23 protein-coding genes are annotated in these 21,297 nt (G+C 62.3%); 22 read left to right on the forward strand and 1 reads right to left on the reverse strand.

Features of this window, described 5'->3' with window-relative positions:
• The first annotated feature begins 21 nt into the window (after positions 1 to 21).
• The 21 genes from HB393_RS15295 (at position 22) to HB393_RS15395 (ending at position 19,909) form a co-directional block, all read left to right on the forward strand.
• Complete coding sequence (locus HB393_RS15295) at positions 22 to 546, forward strand: DUF2199 domain-containing protein (protein ID WP_213806054.1); 525 nt, start codon at positions 22 to 24, stop codon at positions 544 to 546.
• A gap of 63 nt (positions 547 to 609) precedes the next feature.
• Entirely contained in the window at positions 610 to 1,533 is a 924-nt protein-coding gene (locus HB393_RS15300; protein WP_345945227.1) for a prepilin peptidase, read from the forward strand.
• Between the two features lie 74 nt (positions 1,534 to 1,607).
• The gene (locus tag HB393_RS15305) at positions 1,608 to 2,015 is read left to right on the forward strand and encodes an NADH-quinone oxidoreductase subunit A (RefSeq protein ID WP_213806173.1); all 408 of its coding nucleotides are present in this window, start codon (positions 1,608 to 1,610) and stop codon (positions 2,013 to 2,015) included.
• Positions 2,015 to 2,506, forward strand: a complete 492-nt coding sequence (locus HB393_RS15310; protein WP_213806056.1) for an NADH-quinone oxidoreductase subunit C — start codon at positions 2,015 to 2,017, stop codon at positions 2,504 to 2,506. The genes HB393_RS15305 and HB393_RS15310 overlap by 1 nt, the downstream gene beginning before the upstream one ends.
• On the forward strand, positions 2,506 to 3,762 hold the full coding sequence (gene nuoD / locus HB393_RS15315; protein WP_213806057.1) for an NADH dehydrogenase (quinone) subunit D: 1,257 nt from the start codon (positions 2,506 to 2,508) through the stop codon (positions 3,760 to 3,762). Before HB393_RS15310 ends, nuoD begins: the two co-directional genes overlap by 1 nt.
• A gap of 109 nt (positions 3,763 to 3,871) precedes the next feature.
• Complete coding sequence (locus HB393_RS25290; protein ID WP_255551183.1) at positions 3,872 to 4,168, forward strand: transcriptional regulator; 297 nt, start codon at positions 3,872 to 3,874, stop codon at positions 4,166 to 4,168.
• Positions 4,165 to 4,674, forward strand: a complete 510-nt coding sequence (locus HB393_RS15325; protein WP_213806058.1) for an NADH-quinone oxidoreductase subunit NuoE — start codon at positions 4,165 to 4,167, stop codon at positions 4,672 to 4,674. Before HB393_RS25290 ends, HB393_RS15325 begins: the two co-directional genes overlap by 4 nt.
• On the forward strand, positions 4,674 to 5,993 hold the full coding sequence (gene nuoF, locus HB393_RS15330) for an NADH-quinone oxidoreductase subunit NuoF (protein ID WP_213806059.1): 1,320 nt from the start codon (positions 4,674 to 4,676) through the stop codon (positions 5,991 to 5,993). The genes HB393_RS15325 and nuoF overlap by 1 nt, the downstream gene beginning before the upstream one ends.
• 146 nt (positions 5,994 to 6,139) lie before the next feature.
• The gene (locus HB393_RS15335) at positions 6,140 to 8,551 is read left to right on the forward strand and encodes a molybdopterin-dependent oxidoreductase (RefSeq protein ID WP_213806060.1); all 2,412 of its coding nucleotides are present in this window, start codon (positions 6,140 to 6,142) and stop codon (positions 8,549 to 8,551) included.
• A gap of 17 nt (positions 8,552 to 8,568) precedes the next feature.
• Positions 8,569 to 9,627: an NADH-quinone oxidoreductase subunit NuoH gene (nuoH, locus tag HB393_RS15340; protein WP_213806061.1), complete on the forward strand. Its 1,059-nt coding sequence runs from the start codon at positions 8,569 to 8,571 to the stop codon at positions 9,625 to 9,627.
• A 141-nt stretch (positions 9,628 to 9,768) separates the two neighbouring features.
• The gene (locus HB393_RS15345; protein WP_213806062.1) at positions 9,769 to 10,275 is read left to right on the forward strand and encodes an NADH-quinone oxidoreductase subunit J; all 507 of its coding nucleotides are present in this window, start codon (positions 9,769 to 9,771) and stop codon (positions 10,273 to 10,275) included.
• Positions 10,276 to 10,278: 3 nt separating this feature from the next.
• On the forward strand, positions 10,279 to 10,536 hold the full coding sequence (locus tag HB393_RS15350) for a hypothetical protein (protein ID WP_213806063.1): 258 nt from the start codon (positions 10,279 to 10,281) through the stop codon (positions 10,534 to 10,536).
• Positions 10,536 to 10,838 (forward strand): NADH-quinone oxidoreductase subunit NuoK, encoded by a 303-nt coding sequence (nuoK, locus tag HB393_RS15355; protein WP_213806064.1) that lies wholly within the window; start codon positions 10,536 to 10,538, stop codon positions 10,836 to 10,838. Before HB393_RS15350 ends, nuoK begins: the two co-directional genes overlap by 1 nt.
• Positions 10,839 to 10,843: 5 nt before the next feature.
• Positions 10,844 to 12,844 carry an NADH-quinone oxidoreductase subunit L gene (nuoL, locus tag HB393_RS15360; protein ID WP_213806065.1) on the forward strand — a complete coding sequence of 667 codons (2,001 nt, stop codon included), beginning with the start codon at positions 10,844 to 10,846 and terminating at the stop codon, positions 12,842 to 12,844.
• Between the two features lie 53 nt (positions 12,845 to 12,897).
• Positions 12,898 to 14,484, forward strand: coding sequence for an NADH-quinone oxidoreductase subunit M (locus tag HB393_RS15365; protein ID WP_213806066.1), 1,587 nt, complete (start codon positions 12,898 to 12,900; stop codon positions 14,482 to 14,484).
• Positions 14,485 to 16,014, forward strand: coding sequence for an NADH-quinone oxidoreductase subunit NuoN (locus HB393_RS15370; protein WP_213806067.1), 1,530 nt, complete (start codon positions 14,485 to 14,487; stop codon positions 16,012 to 16,014).
• A 103-nt stretch (positions 16,015 to 16,117) separates the two neighbouring features.
• Complete coding sequence (locus HB393_RS15375) at positions 16,118 to 16,366, forward strand: AtpZ/AtpI family protein (RefSeq protein ID WP_255551184.1); 249 nt, start codon at positions 16,118 to 16,120, stop codon at positions 16,364 to 16,366.
• Positions 16,366 to 16,782: a hypothetical protein gene (locus HB393_RS15380; RefSeq protein WP_255551185.1), complete on the forward strand. Its 417-nt coding sequence runs from the start codon at positions 16,366 to 16,368 to the stop codon at positions 16,780 to 16,782. The genes HB393_RS15375 and HB393_RS15380 overlap by 1 nt, the downstream gene beginning before the upstream one ends.
• Before the next feature lie 38 nt (positions 16,783 to 16,820).
• Positions 16,821 to 17,552: a F0F1 ATP synthase subunit A gene (gene atpB / locus HB393_RS15385; RefSeq protein ID WP_213806068.1), complete on the forward strand. Its 732-nt coding sequence runs from the start codon at positions 16,821 to 16,823 to the stop codon at positions 17,550 to 17,552.
• A 127-nt stretch (positions 17,553 to 17,679) separates the two neighbouring features.
• Positions 17,680 to 17,982 (forward strand): ATP synthase F0 subunit C, encoded by a 303-nt coding sequence (locus HB393_RS15390; RefSeq protein WP_213806069.1) that lies wholly within the window; start codon positions 17,680 to 17,682, stop codon positions 17,980 to 17,982.
• Positions 17,983 to 18,136: 154 nt separating this feature from the next.
• The gene (locus HB393_RS15395; protein WP_213806070.1) at positions 18,137 to 19,909 is read left to right on the forward strand and encodes an amino acid--tRNA ligase-related protein; all 1,773 of its coding nucleotides are present in this window, start codon (positions 18,137 to 18,139) and stop codon (positions 19,907 to 19,909) included.
• 1 nt (position 19,910) lies between these two features.
• Here the strand turns inward: HB393_RS15395 and HB393_RS15400 are convergent, their stop codons facing one another.
• A complete protein-coding gene (locus HB393_RS15400; RefSeq protein ID WP_255551186.1) occupies positions 19,911 to 20,318 on the reverse strand; it encodes an Rrf2 family transcriptional regulator in 408 nt (135 codons plus the stop codon).
• Positions 20,319 to 20,377: 59 nt separating this feature from the next.
• Here HB393_RS15400 and HB393_RS15405 point away from each other — a divergent pair, with 59 nt between their 5' ends.
• Positions 20,378 to 21,184: a TIGR00282 family metallophosphoesterase gene (locus HB393_RS15405; protein ID WP_213806072.1), complete on the forward strand. Its 807-nt coding sequence runs from the start codon at positions 20,378 to 20,380 to the stop codon at positions 21,182 to 21,184.
• The last annotated feature ends 113 nt before the right edge of the window (positions 21,185 to 21,297 follow it).

Genomic DNA, 21,297 nt, shown 5'->3' on the forward strand with positions numbered 1-21,297 from the left:
CCGGTGTGGAACAATAAAGCAATGGCTATCGAGCTAAAAACTGGATTCTCCTGCAACGTCTGCGGAGAACACCACGATGTTCTGCCGCTTAGTTACAGCGTCAAGGCCCCGCTTGCGGCAGCGGCAGTCCCAGTGGATGAGCTGGAGCAGCGGGTCGTCATCACCCCCGATCAATGCGTCATCGACGGCAGGGACTTCTACCTGCGCGGCCGCATTCCAGTCCCGGTCCTCGGCCTCGAAGAGTCCTTCATCTGGGGCGTCTGGGTCGAGGTAAGCCCCAAAGACTTCATACGGACAAACGATCTCTGGAACGCCGCTGGCCGGGAGACAGAGCCACCGTTTCGCGGCTGGCTCAACTCCGAACTCGTCCTCTTTGGCGACACCATCAACCTCGAGGTCAGCGTACAGACGCAGATCGTAGGACGGCGTCCACACTTCACCGTCGTCGACCAGGACCACCCTCTGGCAATCGAACAGAGTAACGGCATCACCATACGCCGCGCCGAAGAGATCGCCGAGCAGATCCTGCATGCGGCCACCCTGTAAGTCCCCGAGCAGCCGCAGGCCGCACCCTATACTGCAAAGGTGACGCCGTCTTCAATATCTGAAGTGATTGGATTCCTGCTCGGACTGCTCTTCGGCAGCTTCCTGAACGTCTGCATCTCCCGCATTCCCAAGGGCGAGTCGATCGCTAAGCCGCGTTCCCGCTGTCCGGAGTGCGGCGTCCCCATCCTCTGGTACGACAACATCCCCCTGCTTAGCTGGCTCCTGCTCCGCGGACGCTGCCGCAACTGCAAGCAGCGGATTCCCTGGCGCTACCCCCTCGTCGAGCTGTCGGTCGGCCTCTGGTTCATGTTCTCGGCAGGGCAGCTAGCTTATTTATTCGAACTTGCCCAAAATGGAACCTCCCACCTCTCCGACTCCTCCTTGATCATGCTGGGAGTCGTGCAGATCGGCATCGCGATCCTCGGCGTCCTCCTCATCGGCCTCATCGTCATGGATTGGCAGACCCACCTGCTCCCCAACGCCTTCACCCTCCTGGGGATCGCCATCGCCCTTTTCCTCGTCTGCACCCAGGCCATCTTTCTCAGTCCAGGAGAGGGCCAGATCGTCCTCAACACCACCCACCAGCTCCGTCTCAGCAGTCCTGGCAGCTTCACCGCCAAAGGAAACGTCTTCCTCACCGGGACCGAAGCGCTCATCTGGGGACGCGTCGTAGCCATCGTAGGGGCCGGCGGTCTCCTTCTCTTGATTCGCTGGCTCTACAAACTCGTCCGCCACCGCGAGGGCCTTGGCCTGGGCGACGTCAAGCTGATCGCCATGATCGCCGCCTTCCTGGGCTTCTGGCCTGCAATCCTCGCTCTATTCATCGGCGTCCTGTCCGCTACCGCCTACGCTCTGCTTTTGCTGGCTCGAGGTCGAGCCAACCGCCTCACCCGGTTGCCTTTGGGTAGCTTTCTCGCTGCGGGAGGCCTGGTCGCCGCTCAATTCGGCACCCGTATCATTGCCATCTACACCACAATGCTTCGATAGCACCCACACGCGTCCTATAACCGCCCTTCAATGCTTGACACTTGCCAGCCGCAATCTTAGAGTCGAAGATGGCGATGCAAACGTACCCCTACATTTGGAACTACATTCCTCTCGTATTGCAGGTCCTGGTTGCTTTGGGAATGGCATGCGGCATGGTGGGGGCATCCTTCCTCATCGGGAAACATAAAAACTCACGCACCAAGGCCGGCGCTTACGAGTGCGGCATGGACCCCGTAGGTGACGCGCGCGGACGCTTCTCCGTCCGCTTCTACATGGTCGCCATGCTCTTCATTCTGTTCGACGTCGAAGCCGTCTTTATGTTGCCCTGGGCCGTCATCTTCCGCCGTCTGCCAGCCATCACCGGCTCGCGCATGTTCGGCTTCTACGAGATGCTGACCTACCTTGGCTTTGTCGCCATCGGCCTCTTCTACGTCTGGAAAAAAGGTATCTTGGACTGGGCTAACGACAAGGGAGACCTCTAGTGTACGATCCCGCCACCGCCGTCAAAGGCATCCAGGCAGTCTCCGAGGCCCTTCCCGATAACCCTGCTCTTAAAGCTCTCGCAGGCGTCGCGACCGACGCCAAATACGACCGCGCCGAACTCACCATCACCGTCGCCCGCGAGAACATCATCGCCGCGACCCAGGCCGTGCAGGCCGCCGGATACATCTTCCTCGAGGACGTGACCGCCGTCGACTGGTACCCCTCCGAGCCCCGCTTCCAGATCACCTATCACATCCTCTCGCACGCCCTGAAGGCCCGCATCCGCCTTATCGCGCTGCTCGACAGCGGCGATGCCGCCATCGACTCGATCGTCGGCGTCTGGCCCTCCGCCAACTTCTACGAGCGCGAGGTCTTCGACCTCTTCGGCGTTCACTTCGGCGGCCATCCCAACCTGACCCGCATCATGATGCCGGAAGACTGGCAGGGTCATCCGCTCCGCAAGGACTACCCCGTGGAGGGCTACCGCTAATGGCACCCGTCGCAGCTCCAGACATGTTGAACCCCGGCGTCGAAGACGTCATCGCCGACGCAGCCCGCCACAACGGCGCGGACCCCTCCAAAGACAACACCATGGTCATCAATATGGGGCCGCAGCACCCCTCCACCCACGGTGTGCTTCGCCTGGTGCTGGAGATCGACGGCGAATCCGTCGTCTCGCTCGCCCCCGATATCGGCTACCTGCACACCGGCATCGAGAAGACCTGCGAGGCCAAGTTCTACCAGCAGGTCGTGCCCCTGACCGACCGCATTGACTACCTCTGTCCCATGACCAACAACCTCGCCTACTGCCTCGCCGTAGAGAAGTTGCTTGGTCTCGAGATTCCCGAGCGCGCCCAGTACCTTCGCGTTCTGCTTAACGAGCTCACCCGCATCCAGTCGCACCTCGTCTGGCTCGGAACTCACGCTATGGACGTAGGTGCTCTCACCGTCTTCCTCTACTGTTTCCGTGAGCGCGAAGACATCCTCCGCATCTTCGAGAGTGTCGCCGGGCAGCGCATGATGACCAGCTACTTCCGCATCGGCGGAGTCAGCCTGGAGCCGCCGCTGGACTTCTACAAGAAGGTCCAGGACCTGCTGAACCTGATGCCCGACCGCATCCAGCAGTACGAGAACCTGCTCACCGGAAACCCCATCTGGATCGGCCGTCTCAAGGGCATCGGTCATCTCTCCGCCGCCGATGCCATCGCCCTCGGCGTCACTGGCCCCCCGCTCCGCGCCTCTGGCGTCGACTGGGATCTCCGCCGCGACATGCCCTACTCCGGCTACGAGAAGTTCCAGTTCAAGGTGCCCGTCTCGCAGGACTGCGATGTCTGGGCCCGCTACGTCGTCCGCATGGACGAGATGCGCGAGTCCGTCAAGATCGCTCAGCAGGCCCTAGACGGCATGCCCGAGGGCCGCATCGTAGCCGATGCCCCTAAGATCATCCTGCCCGACCGCGAACAGATGAAGACCCAAATGGAGTCGCTCATCCATCACTTCAAGATCGTCACCGAGGGCTTCGGCGTTCCTGCCGGAGAGGTCTTCCAGGCCGTCGAATCGCCTCGCGGCGAGATGGGCTACTACGTCGTCTCCGACGGCACTGCCAAGCCCTTCCGGGTACACATGCGCAACCCCTCCTACGCCACCTTGCAGGCGCTCGAGACCATGTGCAAAGGCCGCCTGCTCGCCGACGTCGTCGCCGTCATCGGCTCCATCGATATCGTCCTCGGAGAGATCGACCGATAGAAGAAGATTTGCAGCACCGTCATTTGTGTTTCGCTTTTGTTGCAAGGGCACAGCATAAGCCGTGCCGATAGTTCAAAGCAGTGCGGGGCATTTGCCCCAGAGGTACGGTTTGATTAACGAACGCCTCCACGTAGAACTCTGGACCTCGTTCGCATCGATGATTCGCAGCTATGGAGCGGCGCAAGGACTCAACAGCCGCCACCAGGCCATCGTAGAAGTAGGAAGCGATGTCATTCTGCTTCGCGTCGGTACCCGCTGGCTCCGCTTCACGCCCAGCCAGATGACCGAAGACAACAACCGTTCGCAGCCGTTCCAGCTCAACGAAGATGGAACCGTAACGATCGGCGCAATAACCGAAGATATGGATTTCACAGCCGAACGGCTGACGCGGGAGCTAATGCAGTGAGCACAGTCGCCAACTCGATCTTCTCGCCGGAGCTTGCAGCCCGCTTCGACCATCTCGTCACCATCTATCCCCTGCGCCGCTCCGCCCTCGTTCCCATGCTGCTCTACGCGCAGGATGAGCTAGGCTACGTCTCCGACGCCGCTGTCGCCGAGATCGCCGAGCGCATCGAAATCCTCGAGTTGGACGTTCGCAACGTCCTTTCGTACTACTCCATGCTGCGCACCAAGCCCGCCGGCAAGTATAACGTCCAGGTCTGCACCAATATCTCCTGCATGTTGCGCGGCGGCTACGAGATCCTCGACCACTGCAAGAAGACCCTCGGCGTTGGCCACAAAGAGACCGCCCCGGACGGCGTCTTCTCCCTCGAAGAGGTCGAGTGCATCGGAGCCTGCTGCTGGGCTCCCGCCATGCAGATTAACTACGACTTCCACGACGACCTCACTCCTGAAAAGGTAGACGTTCTCTTCCAGATGTACCGTGATGGTCAGGGAAAGGACGTAAAGTAATGCCAGCCCTCGTCAGTCATCCCGATGAAGTAAAAGTAATCTCCCGCCGCTTCGGCATGGGCGCAGCCGACATCGAGAAGTACATCGAGCTCGACGGCTACAAGGCCGTCCAGCAGGCCATCGCCAACGGCCCCGCCTGGATCATCGACACCATGAAGGCCAGCGGTCTGCGCGGTCGTGGTGGAGCCGGATTCCCCACCGGTATGAAGTGGTCCTTCGTCCCCAAGGTCTCCGAGAAGCCCAAGTACGTCCTGGTCAACGGCGACGAGTCCGAGCCCGGCACCTGCAAGGATCACGTCATCTTCCTGCACGATCCCCACGCCGTCATCGAAGGCACCATGATCGCCGGCCTCGCCATCGGCTCCAAGCTCGGCTTCATCTACCTTCGCGGAGAGTACCGCTATCTCCTCAAGATCGTCGAGAAGGCAGTAGCAGACGCCTACGCCAAAGGCTTCCTCGGCAAGAACATCTTCGGGACCGGCGTCGACTTCGACATCATCACCCAGACCGGAGCCGGAGCCTACGAGGTCGGCGAAGAGTCCGCCCTCATGGAGTCCCTCGAAGGCAAGCGCGGCGTCCCGCGCATCAAGCCACCCTTTCCCGCTGTCGTCGGCCTCTACGGCGGACCCACCGTGATCAACAACGCCGAGACTATCGCCAACGCCCCCCACATCCTGCTCATGGGCGGCGAGGCCTACGCCAAGCTCGGCACCGAGCGTAACGGCGGCACCCGCCTCTTCGGTATCTCCGGCCACGTCGAGCGGCCCGGCGTCTACGAGCTCCCCATGGGCTACTCGCTCCGTAAGGCTATCTATGAAGTAGCCGGCGGTATTAAAGACGGCAAAAAACTCAAAGCCGTCGTTCCCGGCGGAGCCTCCTGCCCCGTCCTCACCGCCGACGAGATCGACGTAGGCCTCGACTTCGACCAGATGGGCAAGGCCGGCACCATGCTCGGCTCCGGCGGCATCGTCGTCCTCGACGAGACGGTCTCCATCGTCGAGTTCGCTCTGCGCACCATCGCTTTTTATCAGCACGAATCCTGCGGCTGGTGCATCCCCTGCCGCGAAGGAACGGACTGGATCAAGAAGACTCTGACCCGCGTCTACAACGGCGGCGGCTCCAGAAAGGACGTCGACAACGTCCAGTACCTCGCCGAAAACATGATGGGCCGCACCTTCTGCCCGCTCGGCGACGCAGCCGCCATGCCCACCCTCGGCTTCGTCAAGAAGTTCCGTAAGGAGTTCGAAGAGTACATCGACGGAAACCGCGCCGGCACACCTCTGATTACAGTGGAGCAACTCGTCGGAGCTGGACATTGAGCAACGCCTTGCCCAGGTTGATCTGGGTGCTGGTAGCGATCGTACTTCTGATTGGACTCGTAAGGGTGATAACGACAGTACGCGGCGCTCACCACAGCGATGATCAGAAGATTTTGATTCAGAAGTCGAAGTAGAGGGATTCAAAGATGGCAGACGTAAATTTCATCGTAGACGGCAAACAGCTCACCGCCCCCGCCGGCACTCTTCTCATCGAGGCCTGCAAGTCCGCTGGCATCGAGATCCCTGCCTTCTGCTACTATCCCGGGCTCTCGCTCCAGGCCGCCTGCCGCATGTGCGTCGTCCGCATCGAGAAGATGCCCAAACTCCAGACCGCCTGCACCACCCCGGTCGCCGAAGGCATGGTCGTCCAGACCGAGACCCCTGAGATCGCCCAGGCCCGCAAAGCCACCCTGCAGCTTCTCCTCGGCAACCACCCCCTCGACTGCCCCGTCTGCGACGCCGGCGGCGAGTGCGAGCTCCAGGACATGACCTTCAAGTACGGAGCCGCCGACAGCTTCTACGCCGAGCCCAAGAACCACCGCGAAGAGCAGAAGTGGTCCCCGGTCGTCTACTTCGACCGCCCCCGCTGCATCCTCTGCTACCGCTGCGTGCGCATGTGCGGCGAAGGCATGGACGTCTTCGCCCTGGGCATCCAGAACCGTGGCAGCTCTTCTGTCATCGCCCCCAACGTCCCCGCGCAGATGTCCCCTGACGATCTGCCCCATGTGGATTGCGAGCAGTGCGGCATGTGCATCGACGCCTGCCCCGTAGGCGCCCTCACCTCCGGCACCTATCGCTACAAGACCCGCCCCTGGGAGATGAATCACGTCGCCACCGTCTGCACCCACTGCGGAGACGGCTGCAAGACCACCCTCGGCGTCCGCTCGACCTCTGACGGCAGCGAGATCGTTCGTGGCGACAACCGCGACAAGTCCGGCATCAACGGCGACTTCCTCTGCAACAAAGGCCGCTACGCCTTCGACTTCGCCAATCACGAAGGCCGCATTACTCAGCCGCTCGTCCGCCAGACCAACGGCGAGTTTAAGTCCGTCTCCTGGGAGGTCGCCCTCGACCTCGTCGGCAAGAAGTTCCGCGAGCTGCGCGACACCCGTGGCGGCAAGTCCATCGGTGTCATCGGCGGCAACCGCCTCACCAACGAAGAGGCCTACCTCCTCCAGAAGTTCGCCCGCACCGTCCTCGGCACCAACAACATCGACCACCACCGCACCGCAGACTACGTCTCCTTCGCCCAGGCCCTCGCCGGACAGACCAACCGCACCGCCTCCCTGCGCGACACTCTCACCGCCCCCTCGGTCCTGATCGTCGGCGGCGACCCCACCATTCAGGCCCCCGGCACCGCCTGGAACCTTCGCACCAACGTGCGCCTCAATCGCGCCAAGCTCTACATCGCCAACTCCGAGCCCATCAAGCTCCGCCGCCAGGCTAAGGCCTTCGTGCAGCTCTCGCCCTTTGGCTACAGCGCACTCACCAGCTACCTCGCCGGCGACGACGCCTCCGCCTCCAGCGCAGCCTCTGACGCCACTGGCCTCAGCGCCTTCCGCGACGTCGTAAAGTCTGAGGAGAACCTCCTCATCCTCATCGGCTCGGAGCTTCGCGGCGCAGACCTCCGCAAGCTCATCGCCTTTGGCCTCACCCTCCCCGGCGCGAAGTTCGCCCTGCTCTCCGACTACGCCAACTCTCGCGGCGCAGCCGATATGGGCCTGCTCCCCGACATGCTCCCCGGCTACAACCCCGTCGGCAGCTCCAGCCCCCTCGCGACCGAATACACTGCTAACACCACCTCCGGGTCCCTCGCTCCTGGCCTCGACATGCTGGAGATCTTCGACGCCGCCGGCAAGGGCGACCTCTCGGCGCTCTACGTCGTCAACTCCAACCCCGTCGCACGTTACGGGGTCGACGCGGCTGCTCTCAAGAACACCTTCGTCGTCGTCCAGGAGATGTTCCTCACCGAGACCGCGGCCCTCGCCGACGTCATCCTTCCCGCCGCCAACCTCTATGAAAAGGCCGGCTCCGTCACCAACAGCTACGGCGACCTCCAGCAGGTCAAGAAGGCCGGGGACCGAGCCGGAGTCCGCACCGACTTCGAGATGATTGTCCGCATCGCCGACAAGATGGGGACCAATATGCGCGCCCTCGTCCCCTTCGGCAAAGGCCTCCGCGCCGACATGGGCCAGACCCGCGGCGCGCAGTCCGGTGAGGCCGACCGCCACTCCATCTGGCTTACTGCTCAGAACCTCGAGCCCCGCCTCAGCCCCTTCGATCCCCTCGCCATTCTCGACGAGATCCAGCGCCTCGTCCCCGGCTACAACATCCTTCGCCTCCAGCTTCTCTCCGGCAACGACCAGCACCTGTCGCCCGCTGCCCCAGCCGAACTGGTTCAGATCACCACCCGCCGCGACCTCGTTCTGCCGGCCAACGACTCCCTCTTCACCTCCGGGACCCTCGGCCGCTACTCCACCATGCTCTCTGACCTGCAGCACAACGAGAGCCTTCGTCCTTCTTCGCTACTCACCCAGATCCAGACCGCCGCCGACTAGGAGCGCGACCCTACACCGTGAGACCTTTAACCCCGTTCCTGACATTCTTGCTCCTCAGCATCCTCAAGATCGTCGTCGTCCTCGTCATCACCCTGACGGCGGTCGCCTACACGGTTCTGTTGGAGCGCAAGGTCCTAGGCCGCATGCAGAACCGCTGGGGACCCTCCCGCGTCGGCCCCTTCGGCCTGCTCCAGCCCCTCGCCGACGGCATTAAGCTCTTCCTCAAGGAAGACCTCATGCCCCTGGCCTCCGAGCGTCCCCTCTTCATCATCGCGCCTATCATCGCGCTGGCCTGCTCGCTGGTCTCCATCGCCGTCGTTCCCTTTGGAGCCATCCAGAACGTCAAGGGCGTCGACATCTTCAACGTCGCGAACGTCAACATCGGCCTGCTGGTCATCCTCGGCATCACCTCCATCGGTGTCTACGGCATCGCGCTCTCCGGCTGGTCCTCGAACAACAAGTTCGCCCTGCTCGGCAGCCTTCGCGCCACCTCCCAGATGATCAGCTACGAGCTGGCCCTCGGCCTCTCGCTGGTGGGAGTCGTCCTCCGCGCCCAGTCCCTTAGCCTGCGCGACATCGTCTCCAGCCAGTCCGCCCACGGAGCTCTCTCCTGGAACATCTTCGGCGGCTTCCAGTTCGTTGCCTTCTTTGTCTACCTCGTGGCCGCCTACGCCGAGACCAACCGTTCCCCCTTCGACCTCCCCGAGGCCGAGTCCGAGCTCGTCGCCGGATACCACACCGAGTACTCCTCCATGAAGTTCGCCATGTTCTTCATGGCCGAGTACGCCAACATGATCACCGTAAGCTGCGTCGCCACCCTGCTCTTCTTCGGCGGCCCGTCCAGCCCCTTCGGCCATCTCATCCCAGCCTTCGGCGGAGCCATCGTCCAGGCCATCCTGCCTATCCTCTGGTTCGTCCTGAAGGTTCTGGCCTTCCTGCTCCTCTACATCTGGGTCCGCGGCACGCTGCCGCGCTTCCGCTACGACCAGCTCATGGGCTTCGGCTGGAAGGTGCTGCTTCCCATCGCCATGGTCAACATTATCGTCACCAGTCTCGTCCTCGCACTACGCGCCTGAGTTTCCTGCGGTGCGGTCTATAAACCGCACCGTCAATCTCAACCGTTTACAATCACCACAATAGCCACACCTTAGCCCTGCCTCCGAAAGCTAACCAGCCGGTACGGCGCAGGCGAAAATGAAGGACCACGCGGAACCCTCATGCAACTGGCACTCTTCCTCATCTTCGGCGGTCTGGCGGTAGCAGGAGCCCTCAACCTGCTCCTGCAGAAGCACCCCATCAACTCTGCCCTGTCGCTGGTCGTCGTCATGATGTCCCTCGCGGTCCTCTACTGGTCCCTCGGCGCGGAGTTCCTCGCCGCCGCCCAGGTCATCGTCTACTCCGGCGCCATCATGGTCCTCTTCGTCTTCGTCATCATGCTGCTCAACGCGGGCGAAGAAGAGCGAACCACCGGCAGCCGAGCCGCGTACATCGCCGGCTTCCCCGGAGCAGCCGCCATCTTCTGCCTGCTCAGCTTCGTCTTCCTCTCCGAGAGCAAGGCGCTCGGCCTCGCCAACCTCGGCGGACAGCTCTCGCACGCCACCAACAACATCTCCGAGATCAGCTCCGTCCTCTTCACCAAGCTTCTGCTGCCCTTCGAGGTCACCTCGATCCTCATCCTGGTAGCCATTCTCGGAGCCGTAGTGCTCGCCCGGAAGGAGCAGTAGCCGATGCAAAATCATGCTTCCCTCATTCTTGGAGCTTTCGTCATCGCTATTAGCTTCCTGGTTATGGCTTCTTTGCCGCCAAGGCGCTGGATCTACGCGATTGGCTTCGCCGGAAGCCTGATGCACCTGATCGGTGTGACCTTCTTCAACAACATCTACGCACTTTGTTTCCTGGATCTTCCCGGTGTACTCCTGATGTGCGTAACTGGAGTCTGGGCGCTCCGAAACGGTATCGCCCAGATGAAGAGGAGCCAAGCCTAATGGTCCCTATCGCCTACTATCTCGTCCTCGCCGCCATTCTCTTCTCCACCGGTGTCGCAGCCTTCCTCATCAAACGCAATATCATCACTGTCTTCATGTCCATTGAGCTGATGCTCAACGCTGTCAACCTGACCTTCGTCGCCTTCGCTCACATGTGGCATCAGGTTCAGGGACAGATCTTCGTCTTCTTTGTGATGGTCGTAGCCGCAGCCGAAGCCGCCGTCGGTCTCGCCATCATCATCGCCATCTTCCGCACCCGCCAGACGCTCAACGTTGACCAGATCAACCTGATGAAATCGTGACCTCTATGCCCTCTTCTTACCTCTGGTTGATTCCGCTGCTTCCCTTCGCCGGCTTCCTCATCAACGGGACGCTCGGCCGCAAGCTGCCCCGCGCCGCCGTTACCGCGATTGCCCTGCTCTTCACCGCCATCCCAGCCGCGCTCGTCGCCTGGCTCTGGACCACGATGAAGGCCGCCGGAGCACCCGAGTCCATCACCATCATCTCTCGTCCCTGGATCGCCATTACCGGCTTCCACGTCGACTTCGCCTTCACCGTCGACCACCTCACCCTCCTCATGCTCGGCGTCGTCACCGGAGTAGGCTTCCTCATCCATCTCTACTCCGCCGGATACATGGCCCACGAAGAGGGCTACTGGCGCTACTTCGCCTACCTCAACCTCTTCATGTTCTTCATGCTGGTGCTGGTGCTCTCCTCCAGCTTCCTGCTGCTCTTCGTCGGCTGGGAGGGCGTCGGTCTCGCCTCCTACCTGCTTATCGGCTTCTACTTCCAGAAGGACTCCGCCGCCAACGCCGGCAAAAAAGCCTTCATCGTCAACCGCATCGGGGACTTCGGCTTCCTCCTCGCCATGTTCCTGATCGTCTCGCACTTCGGTTCGTTGGACTTCCACCAGGTCTTCAACCACATCGCCGCCAACCCCCAGTGGCAGGGCGGAACCCTCACCATCATCGCCCTCTTGCTCGTCGTCGGAGCCGCCGGCAAGTCCGCCCAGATCCCCCTCTACGTCTGGCTCCCCGACGCCATGGAAGGCCCCACCCCCGTCTCGGCCCTCATCCATGCCGCAACCATGGTCACCGCCGGCATCTACATGGTCGCCCGCTGCCACGTCCTCTTCGATCGCAGCACGACTGCTCTCACCGTCGTCGCCATCATCGGAGCCGCCACCGCCATCTTCGCCGCCTGCATCGGCATGGTGCAGCACGACATCAAGCGCGTCCTGGCCTACTCCACCGTCTCCCAGCTCGGCTACATGTTCCTGGCCTGCGGAGTCGGAGCCTATACCGCCGGCATCTTCCATCTCCTCACCCACGCCTTCTTCAAGGCCTTGCTCTTCCTCGCCGCAGGCTCCGTCATCCACGCCCTCTCCGGCGAGCAGGACATGCGCAACATGGGCGGCCTCCGCAAGCGCATCCCGGTCACCTTCTGGACCATGACCATGGGCGTCATCGCCATCGCCGGCATCCCACCCTGGGCCGGCTTCTTCTCCAAGGACGAGATCCTCTACCAGGCCTTCATCTCCCCAAATCCCCTCGGCAAGCTCCTCTGGGCCGTCGGCCTCCTCACCGCCGGAATGACCTCCTTCTACATGTTCCGCCTCTGGTTCAAGACCTTCTTCGGACCCGAGCACTTCGACGAGCACCCCGCTGACAACCACGCCAGCCACGCAGCCGGGCACGACGATGCCCAGGCCGCCCATCCCCACGGCGTCCACGAGTCTCCCGCCATCATGACGGTTCCTTTGGCTATCCTCGCCATCCTCTCCGTCATCGGCGGATGGGTCGGCGTTCCCGCGGCCCTCGGTGGACACAACGAGATCGAGCACTTCCTCGAGCCCGTCTTCACCAGCGGCACCGCTGAAGCCGTCACCACCGTAGCCAATCACAGCCTCGAACTCGGCCTCGCTGCAGTCTCCGTCCTCATCGCTCTCGCCGGATTCGGCCTTGCCTACGCCTTCTACTACAAGAAGCCCGGCACCGCCGACGCCATCGCCGAGAAGGCCCCGGCCCTCTATCGTCTGCTGGAAAACAAGTTCTACATCGACGAGATCTATCAGGCCACCATCGTCACCCCGCTCCAGATGTTCAGCCGTCTCATCCTCGGTGGTCTCGTCGACGCCGGCCTCGTCGGCGGCTCCGCATCGCTCGCTGGCGCAACTACCCGCGGTCTCAGCTCCGTCGCTCGTCTCATTCAGTCCGGAAACATCCGTTCCTACGCCGGCTGGCTCGCACTAGGAGCCGCTGCCGTTCTCGTCGTCATGATCTTCGGCCGCGCCATCTGGCAGCACTAGCTTTTGCTCTTGTTCTTTGCACTACCAGCAACACCAGGAATCGATAGCAACCCATGAATCTAGACCACTCCATCCTTACCCTCCTCACCTTCACCCCGCTCGCGGGCGCGGTCCTCCTCGCCTTCCTGCCGGACAAGGGGAAGATCATGCAGTGGACCGCCCTCGCCGTCACTCTGCTCACCTTCCTGATGACCCTGCACCTCCCCGCGCACTACACCGCCGGCGGTCCCGGGCACTTCGCCTTCGAACAGAACGTCGGCTGGATCGACTCCCCAGCCATCCGCTATCACCTCGGCGTAGACGGCCTCTCCATGTGGCTCGTCGTCCTCACCGGATTCCTCGCCCCCCTCGGCGTCCTCATCTCCTGGCGCACCATCTCCGAGCGCAAGAAGCTCTTCTATATCCTCTTCCTGCTCCAGCAGGTTGCCATGATCGGCGTCTTCGTCTCGCTGGACCTCTTCCTCTACTACGCCTTCTGGGAGCTCACCCTCGTTCCCATGGCGATCCTCATTGCCATCTTCGGCCGCACCGAGAATCGCCGTCGCGCCGCTATCAAGTACTTCCTCTACGCCTTCATCCCTTCGGCTATCCTGCTCGTCGCTGTGCTCTGGCTGTATATCAACACCGGCACCTTCGACATCCCGCAGCTCACCGTCCTCGCCGCCACCCATGGTCTGTCCGGGAACACCGCCGGCCTCTGGCTCGCCTCTCTCGCCTTCCTCGCCGCCTTCGCCGTCAAGGTCCCCATCTTCCCGCTGCACGGCTGGCTCTCCGATGCCGTCTTCGAAGCTCCCACCGCCGCAGTCATGGTCCTCGCCGGCAAACTAGGCCTCTACTCCATCCTGCGCTTCTCCTTCGGCCTCTTCCCAGACCAGTCCCGCCAAATCGCTCCCCTACTCATCGCCCTGGGAGCCATCGGCATCGTCTATGGCGCACTCATCGCCCTCGTCCAGAAGGACCTCAAGCGCCTCGCCGCTTTTGGAACTCTCGGCCACGTCAGCGTCGTCGTTCTAGGCGTCTTCACCTTCACCATCTCCGGTGTCGACGGTGGCATCTACCAGACCCTCAACGAGGGCATCGGCGGCGCGGCCCTCTTCATGCTCATGGGCGTTCTCTACGAGCGCTACGGCACCTACGACATGCGCGAGTACGGCGGCCTCGCCGCGAAGCTCCCCTGGATGGTCACCCTCTTCGTCATCACCACCCTCTCCGTCATCGGCCTGCCCATGCTCAATGGTTTCGTCGGCGAGTTCCTGGTCTTCTCCGGCTCCATGCAGGCCAACCTTCCGCACCACGCCTTCTGGACCGCTCTCGCCACCTCCGGAGTCATTCTCACCGCCGCCTATATGCTGATGATGATCCAGAAGGTCTTCTACGGCAGCCTCGGCCTCAAGTCCGAAGCCGTCGCAGCCCGCGACCTCGACGCCCGGGAGCACCTCGCACTCTGGCCCGTCATCGCCGTCATGCTCGCCATGGGCGTCGCCTCCCCCTACTGGATGCAATCCATCGATCCCGCCGGCGTCGAGCTGGCCCACGAGCCCGCCTCAGAGGTCATCGCATTGCCCCCCGTTCCTCAGTCCCAAACCGATCTCAACCTCGAGCAGCCCCCCACCACAACCGCATCACCGGAGGCCAGGTAAGTGTCCCCTAACGTCCTCGCGCTCCTCCCCGAATACATCCTCACCCTCGCCGGGGTGCTCATCATGCTCGCCGAGCCTTGCCTCAAGCACAGCAGCTCCCGCAAGCCCCTCGGCTGGATCGCCATCGCCGGCACCCTTCTGGCTGGCGGAGCAAGCTGGTTCCAGCTCGGCTTCGGCACCGTCCACGCCTTCTCCGGCACCATCCAGACCGACCCCTTCTCCATCTTCTTCCACCTCCTCATCGCCGCCATCGTCCTGGTGACGCTGCTCACCTCGCTCGACTACTTCGAGACCTACGCCACCCACGCCGGGGAGTACTTCGCCCTGGTCCTCTTCGGAGCCGTCGGCATGATGCTCATGACCTGCTCCGTCGAGCTCCTCATGGTCTTCATCGGACTCGAGATCTCCTCCATCTCGACCTACATCATGGCCGGCATGCGCAAGGGTCAGTCCACCGCATCCGAGTCCTCCATCAAGTACTTCCTGCTGGGTTCCTTTGCCACCGCCTTCTTCCTCTACGGCATCGCCCTCGCCTTCGGAGCCACCGGCTCGACCTCCATCGTCGCCATTGCTGCCGGTCTCGGCACCACTGCTACCCCGCTCATCGCCTTCACATCCCTCGCGATGATCCTCATTGGCCTGGCCTTCAAGGTCTCCGCCGCGCCCTTCCACGTCTGGACCCCAGACGTCTACCAGGGAGCTCCCGCCCCCGTCACCGGTCTCATGTCCACCGGGCCCAAGGCAGCCGCCTTCGCCGTTCTGCTCCGCATCACCTTCTCCGGCTTCCCCTCCATGCAGCACCGCTGGGCCATCCTCATCTGGATCCTCGCTGCTCTCTCGATGACTATCGGCAATCTCGGCGCGCTCCTCCAGCGCGACGTCAAACGCATGCTGGCCTACTCCTCCATCGCCCACGCCGGATACCTGCTGGTCGCCTTCACCGCCTTCCCGGTCGAAGCCATCTCCGCCGCGGCCTTCTACACCGCGGCCTACGCTGCTATGAACGTCGGAGCCTTCGCCGTCATCACTCAGGTCGGCGGCTTCGACGAGACCGCCCGCACCATCGACGACTACACCGGCCTCGCCGCCCGTCGCCCCGTCCTTGCCAGCGTCCTGGCCTTCTTCCTCCTCTCGCTCATCGGAATCCCCTTCACCGGCGGCTTCTTCGGCAAGTTCTACGTCTTCTCCGCCGCGATCGGCTCCGGACACATCTGGCTCGCCGTCATCGGCCTCATCAACTCCGGCGTAGCTTGCTTCTATTACCTGCGCCTGCTCTTCGCGATGTTCTCCCGCCGCACGCCCGCCACGGAGCTCACCGCCGGAGCCAGCCAGCCCCGCGCAACCAGCGTTCCCGCCGTCATCGGCCTCACCCTGGCCGCGCTCGCCAGCCTGATCCTCGGCATTCTGCCCGGGAACACTCTCTGGCTGGCCCAGTACGCCGGAACCAGCACGATGGTCGAAGACGCCCGTCAGCAATGCATCGCCCATCCAGACAACTGCCAACTCCAGGTTCAGATGGAGCGCCGCTAAAGGGTGGCTGTCCGCCACTTTGGCGTCTTGAACTGGTTTGATACAAGGCACAGACGCCTCGATCTCCGTGGGCCAAGCTATTCATGATGTAATGGTTGCTGCTATGGCGGACAACAAGAAGCAAGGCAACGGACTGGGCGGCGGCTTGGGCGATCTCGTCAAGGCAGAGTCGATGATCCAGCTTGCCATCGCACTTCCCGCCGGCTGCCTCATCGGATGGCTCCTGGGAAGCTGGGCCGACCGCCACTTCCACCAGGGCTGGATCGGGATCCTCGGCATCGTACTGGGCGCGGTCGGCGGTTTCATCCAGATCTTCGCCACCGCCTCCCGCTACCTCAAGCGAGGCTCATAATGGCCTTCGGGACGATGACCAACTTCAGCGACGCCGACTTCCGCCGCACCATGCTCAGCGCTCTGCGCCTGCTAGCGATCCTGGCGGCAATCCTGGCCATCCTGATCGGGCTGAAAGCAGGCTGGCAGAGCGCCGCGCTCCTGCTCGTGGGAGCCCTGATCTCCGGCTCCGGACTCTACGAGTGGCTGCGCCTCATGACCGCCGTGATGGCTCGCATGGACGGCGGAACCGCCGCCAAGCCCATGGGCATGGTGCTGGTCAACTTCTTCCTCCGTCTGGGGCTCACGGTAGTGCTTCTGTATGTTAGCCTTAAGCTACTGAATGGTTCGGTCTACGCGCTTGCGGGGGGCCTTGCGCTGGGAGTCTTTGCACTCTCCATCGAGGGACTTCGGCTCATGAAGGCGTGGACTGTCTAGCCGGCTGCAAAGCCCACAGCAAAGAGTCCCTTTTATTTATGCCGATCAAGTTACTGCTTACCAACTTCATGAACGACCACTTCGGTGGCCTGGCGACGAGCCTGCTGCATGCATTCCATGTGCAGCCTGTTCACCCCGAAGCTCCCATCACCGTGACCTTCACGATGGAGTTTCTGGTCTTCCTGCTGCTCATCGCCTACTTCATCGTGGTGCGCGCAACGCTCAGCGTTGAGAAGCCAGCCGCAGCGCAGCACCTCGCCGAGATGACCCACGAGTTCGTCTCCGAGCAGGGTGAGTCGATCATCGGGCACGGCTCCGAGCGCTTCACCAGCTATCTGACCGCGCTCTTCCTCTTCATCCTGCTCAGCAACCTGCTGGGCCTGGTCCCGCAGCTTGAGTCGCCGACCGCCGACGTCGTCGTGCCGCTGGGCTTCGCGCTGATCACCTTCCTCTACTACCACTATCACGGCATCCGCTCGAACGGCGTCAGCTACTACAAGCAGTTCGTAGGGCCGGTCTGGTGGCTCTCCTGGCTGCTGCTGCCCATCGAGATCATCTCGCACTTCGCGCGCGTCCTCTCGCTCACCGTCCGTCTCTTCGCGAACATGTTCGCGGGCGACCTCGTCACCCTGGCGTTCTTCTCGCTGGTGCCGATCGGTATTCCCCTGATCTTCCTCGGCCTGCACCTTGGTGTGGCCGTGGTTCAGGCGTACGTGTTCTTCCTGCTGGCAGCGATCTATCTCTCGCTGGCTGTGGCGCACGATCACTAGACTTTAGTTTTGCCGCGAAGGGGCTCCCTCTTCGCGGTATGCACCAACGCCGTTCAGCGTGAGGGTGCCAGCACGGTGAGCATCAACCACCCACTGGCGGCGAATCGATGGGAGAAGGAGCAACACCATGAAGCAGCTTCAATACTTGTTTATGACGTTGGCCGCGCTGCTACTCGCAACGCCGGCTTTTGCGCAGGGAGCAGGATCTCCCAGCAGCCAGTGGGTTCCAATCGGCGCAGGCATCGGCATGGCCTTGGCCGCTGGTCTCTGCGGTCTCGGTCAGGGTAAGGCGACCGCTTCGGCGACCGAAGCTCTGGCACGCAACCCCGGCGCTCGTCCTGGAATCTTCATCTTCCTGATTCTCGGTCTCGCCTTCATCGAGTCCCTCGCGCTCTTCACCTTCGTCATCATCTTCCTCAAGGTTCAGTAGTCGTCCTTCACAGACTGCGATCCGCCGTCTGTCCGGATGGAAGAACAAGAAAGCCTCCGCATCCGTGGAGGCTTTTCTGTTTCTGCTCGCTGCGTTCGCCCCTTCAGCGCCACCGCTATACTGAATTGTCACCCTCAATTGAGAAGGAAACACAGTGTTAGAGTTTGAATCAGAGTTTGAGAAGAATCTTTACGAGCTGCGCCAGCAGAAGCTGAGAGACATCGCCGCGCTCGGCCAGCAGACCTATCCCAATAGCTACGCCTTCACCCATACCATTCACGACGTCCGCTACGCCTACCACCACGTTGCCGCCGAGACCTTCGACGCCGAACTCGCCGCAGGAACGAAGCACGAGGTCAGCATCGCCGGCCGCATCATGGCCATCCGGGTCCAGGGCAAGGCGGGCTTCGCGCAGTTGCAACAGAACGGCCAGAGACTCCAGATCTACGTCCGTAAGGACGACGTCGGCGAGAACACCTTCGCGCTCTACAAGCTGCTCGATCTCGGCGACCACATCGGCGTTCGCGGCTACGTCTTCCGTACCCGAACCAATGAGCTGACGATCCACGTCACGGAGCTTACCTTCCTCGCTAAGGCCATGCTGGCCCTGCCGGACAAGTATCACGGCCTCGAAGACACCGAGCTACGCTATCGCCAGCGCTACGTCGACCTCTTCATGAACACCGGCCATGCTCCCAAGCTTGCCGAAGGCGAAGCCGCGCCCGAAGAGGCTCCCATCAACGTCCGCGAGGTCTTCGTCAAACGCGCCGCCGTCCTTCGCGCCCTGCGGACCTTCTTCGATAGCCGCGGCTACCTTGAGGTCGAGACTCCGATGCTCCACACCATCGCCGGAGGAGCCGCTGCGCGGCCGTTCAAGACCCACCACAACGCCCTCGACATTCCACTGTCGCTGCGCATCGCTCCTGAGCTCTATCTCAAGCGCCTCGTCGTCGGTGGCCTCGACCGCGTCTACGAGATCAACCGCAACTTCCGCAACGAGGGCGTCAGCACCCGGCACAATCCCGAGTTCACTATGCTCGAGTTCTACCAGGCCTATGCGAACTACCACGACCTGATGGATCTTACTCAGGAGCTCGTGACCTTCGTCGCGACCGAAGTAAACGGCACGACCATCACCAACTTCAACCGGAACGAGATCGATCTGAGCAAGTGGACCAAACTTTCCATGCGCGAAGCCATCATCAAATGGTGGCCTGCAGACGCGGGAGTCGTCCCAACGACATCCAGCTTCCAGACCTCTGAGTCACTCCTTCAGCTTCTTGATCTTGCATCGAAGGCCTTATACGCAATCTCTGACAAGAATCCCGAAGCAAGCGCAGTTGCAGAAGAAGAGATAGACGGCGTAGTCCAATCCCTGCAGCGAGAAGACTACCTCGTAACCCTCGGCACGGCTCACACTCGTCTGTCGAAGGGAAAGTCCCTCGGAAAGGTGATCGCCGAACTATTTGAGGCATTGGCGGAACCACACCTCATCCAGCCCACGATCATCTACGACTTCCCTCTCGCGGTCTCGCCGCTCTCCAAGGTCAAGCCGGACGAGCCGGACTGGGTGGAGCGCTTCGAGTTCTACATCGGCGGCTTCGAGGTCGGCAACGCCTTCTCCGAGCTCAACGACCCGGTCGACCAGCACGCACGCTTCGAGCAGCAGTTGCTCGAGAAGGAGCGCGGCGACGACGAGGCGCACCAGATGGACGAGGACTACGTCCGTGCGTTGGGATACGGCCTGCCGCCGACAGGAGGCGAGGGGATCGGCATCGATCGCCTCACCATGATCCTTACCGGCGCCAAGTCGATCCGCGACGTCATCCTCTTTCCGTTGATGCGTCCGCAGGCGAAGCAGCAGCAGGCTGGAGCCCAGTCCGCTACCCAGACAGAAGATCAACCTCACGGAGAGTCGGCGGAGTAGTTTACTTCGCCTTCTTCATCCGCTTCACCACGCCAGCCAGCGAGTGTTCATTCATCGCTGCCACGGCGTCTCCGCGGACCTTCTTCATCATCGCGGCGACAGCGGTATCGTCGAGCGTCATCCACTCGCCTTCGGTCGCGACGAAGACGTCGCCGAGGCCGATCTGCTTGGCCGGAATCTTCAGCTTCGCGCCGCCGTTCGGTCCCTTCCGCTGCTCGATCAGCCCAGCCTTGTGGAGCAGCAGGAAGGCCCGCCGCACCATCACCGCGCTCTCCCCCAGCTCCTCCGCAATCACCGCCGATGTATGCATCGCATCCGGCGCTCCCGCCAGTACTGTCAACACCCGCACGCTCAATTGAAATCTTCCGCTTTGTGCCATGCTAAAAAAGCTACCACAGCAAGAGCCCATTGCACTTGCCCGACCCTGTGGAGCTGGGGAAAGCTGGGCAAATCTGCTAACCTCTCCCAGTGAACATCCTCTTCGTCGGCGACGTCTTTGGCTCCGCCGGCCGCCATATCGTCCGCGAACATCTCCCTCATGTCCTCGACTCCAACGCCGTCGATCTGCTCGTCATCAATGGCGAGAACGCCGCTGGCGGCTTCGGCATCACGCCCTCCATCGCGGAGGAGCTCTTCGACCTGGGAGCGCACGTCATCACCACCGGAAACCACATCTGGGACAAGAAGGAGATCTTCGAGTACATGACGGTTCCGGCGGACTCCCACGTCCGCGGACGCCGCGTCCTTCGTCCCGCCAACTACGCCGTGGGAACACCCGGCTTCGGCCTCTACCAGGGCGAGCTGCCCAACGGCCAGCCCTTCGCCGTGATGAACCTCCAGTGCCGCGTCTTCATGTCCTCCTGCGACGATCCCTTCCGCAAAGCCGACGAGCTCCTCTCGCAGATCGAGTCCGAGTCGAACACCAAGGTGATCCTGCTCGACTTGCACGGCGAAGCCACCAGCGAGAAGGTCGCGCTGGGCTGGTACCTCGATGGCCGCGTGACTGCCCTGCTTGGCACCCACACCCACATTCCTACCGCCGACGAGCGCATCCTGCCCAACGGCACCGCCTACCAGACCGACGTTGGCATGTCCGGACCCTACGACTCGGTTATCGGCGTGGAGAAGGAGCTGGTGCTGAAGCGCTTCCTCACCGGCATGCCGGGCAAGTTCGAGCCCGCTACCGGCAACCCCAAGATGTGCGCCACCCTTATCTCCTGTGACGGGGCGACGGGCCGCGCCCACCATATCAAGCGCTTCATGCTTGGCGAGTAGTCGGCACACCCCCCTCTAATGAATGGCCGGGGGGTGCCCCCCTTGCCTGGGCGTAACCCGAATCGTTGCAGCGAGATACGAGCCAGACCCCGCGTTAAACTCTTCCAAAGAAA

It is taken from the genome of Granulicella sp. dw_53 (assembly GCF_018449545.1).
Taxonomy (GTDB): Bacteria; Acidobacteriota; Terriglobia; order Terriglobales; family Acidobacteriaceae; genus Edaphobacter.

Bases quoted from the DNA above. Each gene is read 5' to 3' on its own strand.
- nuoD (WP_213806057.1), top strand. From the start codon at position 2,506: ATGGCACCCGTCGCAGCTCCAGACATGTTGAACCCCGGCGTCGAAGAC.
- HB393_RS15400 (WP_255551186.1), bottom strand. From the start codon at position 20,318: ATGGGCTCTTGCTGTGGTAGCTTTTTTAGCATGGCACAAAGCGGAAGA.
- nuoL (WP_213806065.1), top strand. From the start codon at position 10,844: ATGCCCTCTTCTTACCTCTGGTTGATTCCGCTGCTTCCCTTCGCCGGC.
- HB393_RS15305 (WP_213806173.1), top strand. From the start codon at position 1,608: ATGCAAACGTACCCCTACATTTGGAACTACATTCCTCTCGTATTGCAG.
- nuoK (WP_213806064.1), top strand. From the start codon at position 10,536: ATGGTCCCTATCGCCTACTATCTCGTCCTCGCCGCCATTCTCTTCTCC.
- atpB (WP_213806068.1), top strand. From the start codon at position 16,821: ATGCCGATCAAGTTACTGCTTACCAACTTCATGAACGACCACTTCGGT.
- HB393_RS15295 (WP_213806054.1), top strand. From the start codon at position 22: ATGGCTATCGAGCTAAAAACTGGATTCTCCTGCAACGTCTGCGGAGAA.
- HB393_RS15390 (WP_213806069.1), top strand. From the start codon at position 17,680: ATGAAGCAGCTTCAATACTTGTTTATGACGTTGGCCGCGCTGCTACTC.
- HB393_RS15380 (WP_255551185.1), top strand. From the start codon at position 16,366: ATGGCCTTCGGGACGATGACCAACTTCAGCGACGCCGACTTCCGCCGC.
- HB393_RS15335 (WP_213806060.1), top strand. From the start codon at position 6,140: ATGGCAGACGTAAATTTCATCGTAGACGGCAAACAGCTCACCGCCCCC.
- HB393_RS15365 (WP_213806066.1), top strand. From the start codon at position 12,898: ATGAATCTAGACCACTCCATCCTTACCCTCCTCACCTTCACCCCGCTC.
- HB393_RS15345 (WP_213806062.1), top strand. From the start codon at position 9,769: ATGCAACTGGCACTCTTCCTCATCTTCGGCGGTCTGGCGGTAGCAGGA.
- nuoF (WP_213806059.1), top strand. From the start codon at position 4,674: ATGCCAGCCCTCGTCAGTCATCCCGATGAAGTAAAAGTAATCTCCCGC.
- HB393_RS15350 (WP_213806063.1), top strand. From the start codon at position 10,279: ATGCAAAATCATGCTTCCCTCATTCTTGGAGCTTTCGTCATCGCTATT.
- HB393_RS15375 (WP_255551184.1), top strand. From the start codon at position 16,118: ATGGCGGACAACAAGAAGCAAGGCAACGGACTGGGCGGCGGCTTGGGC.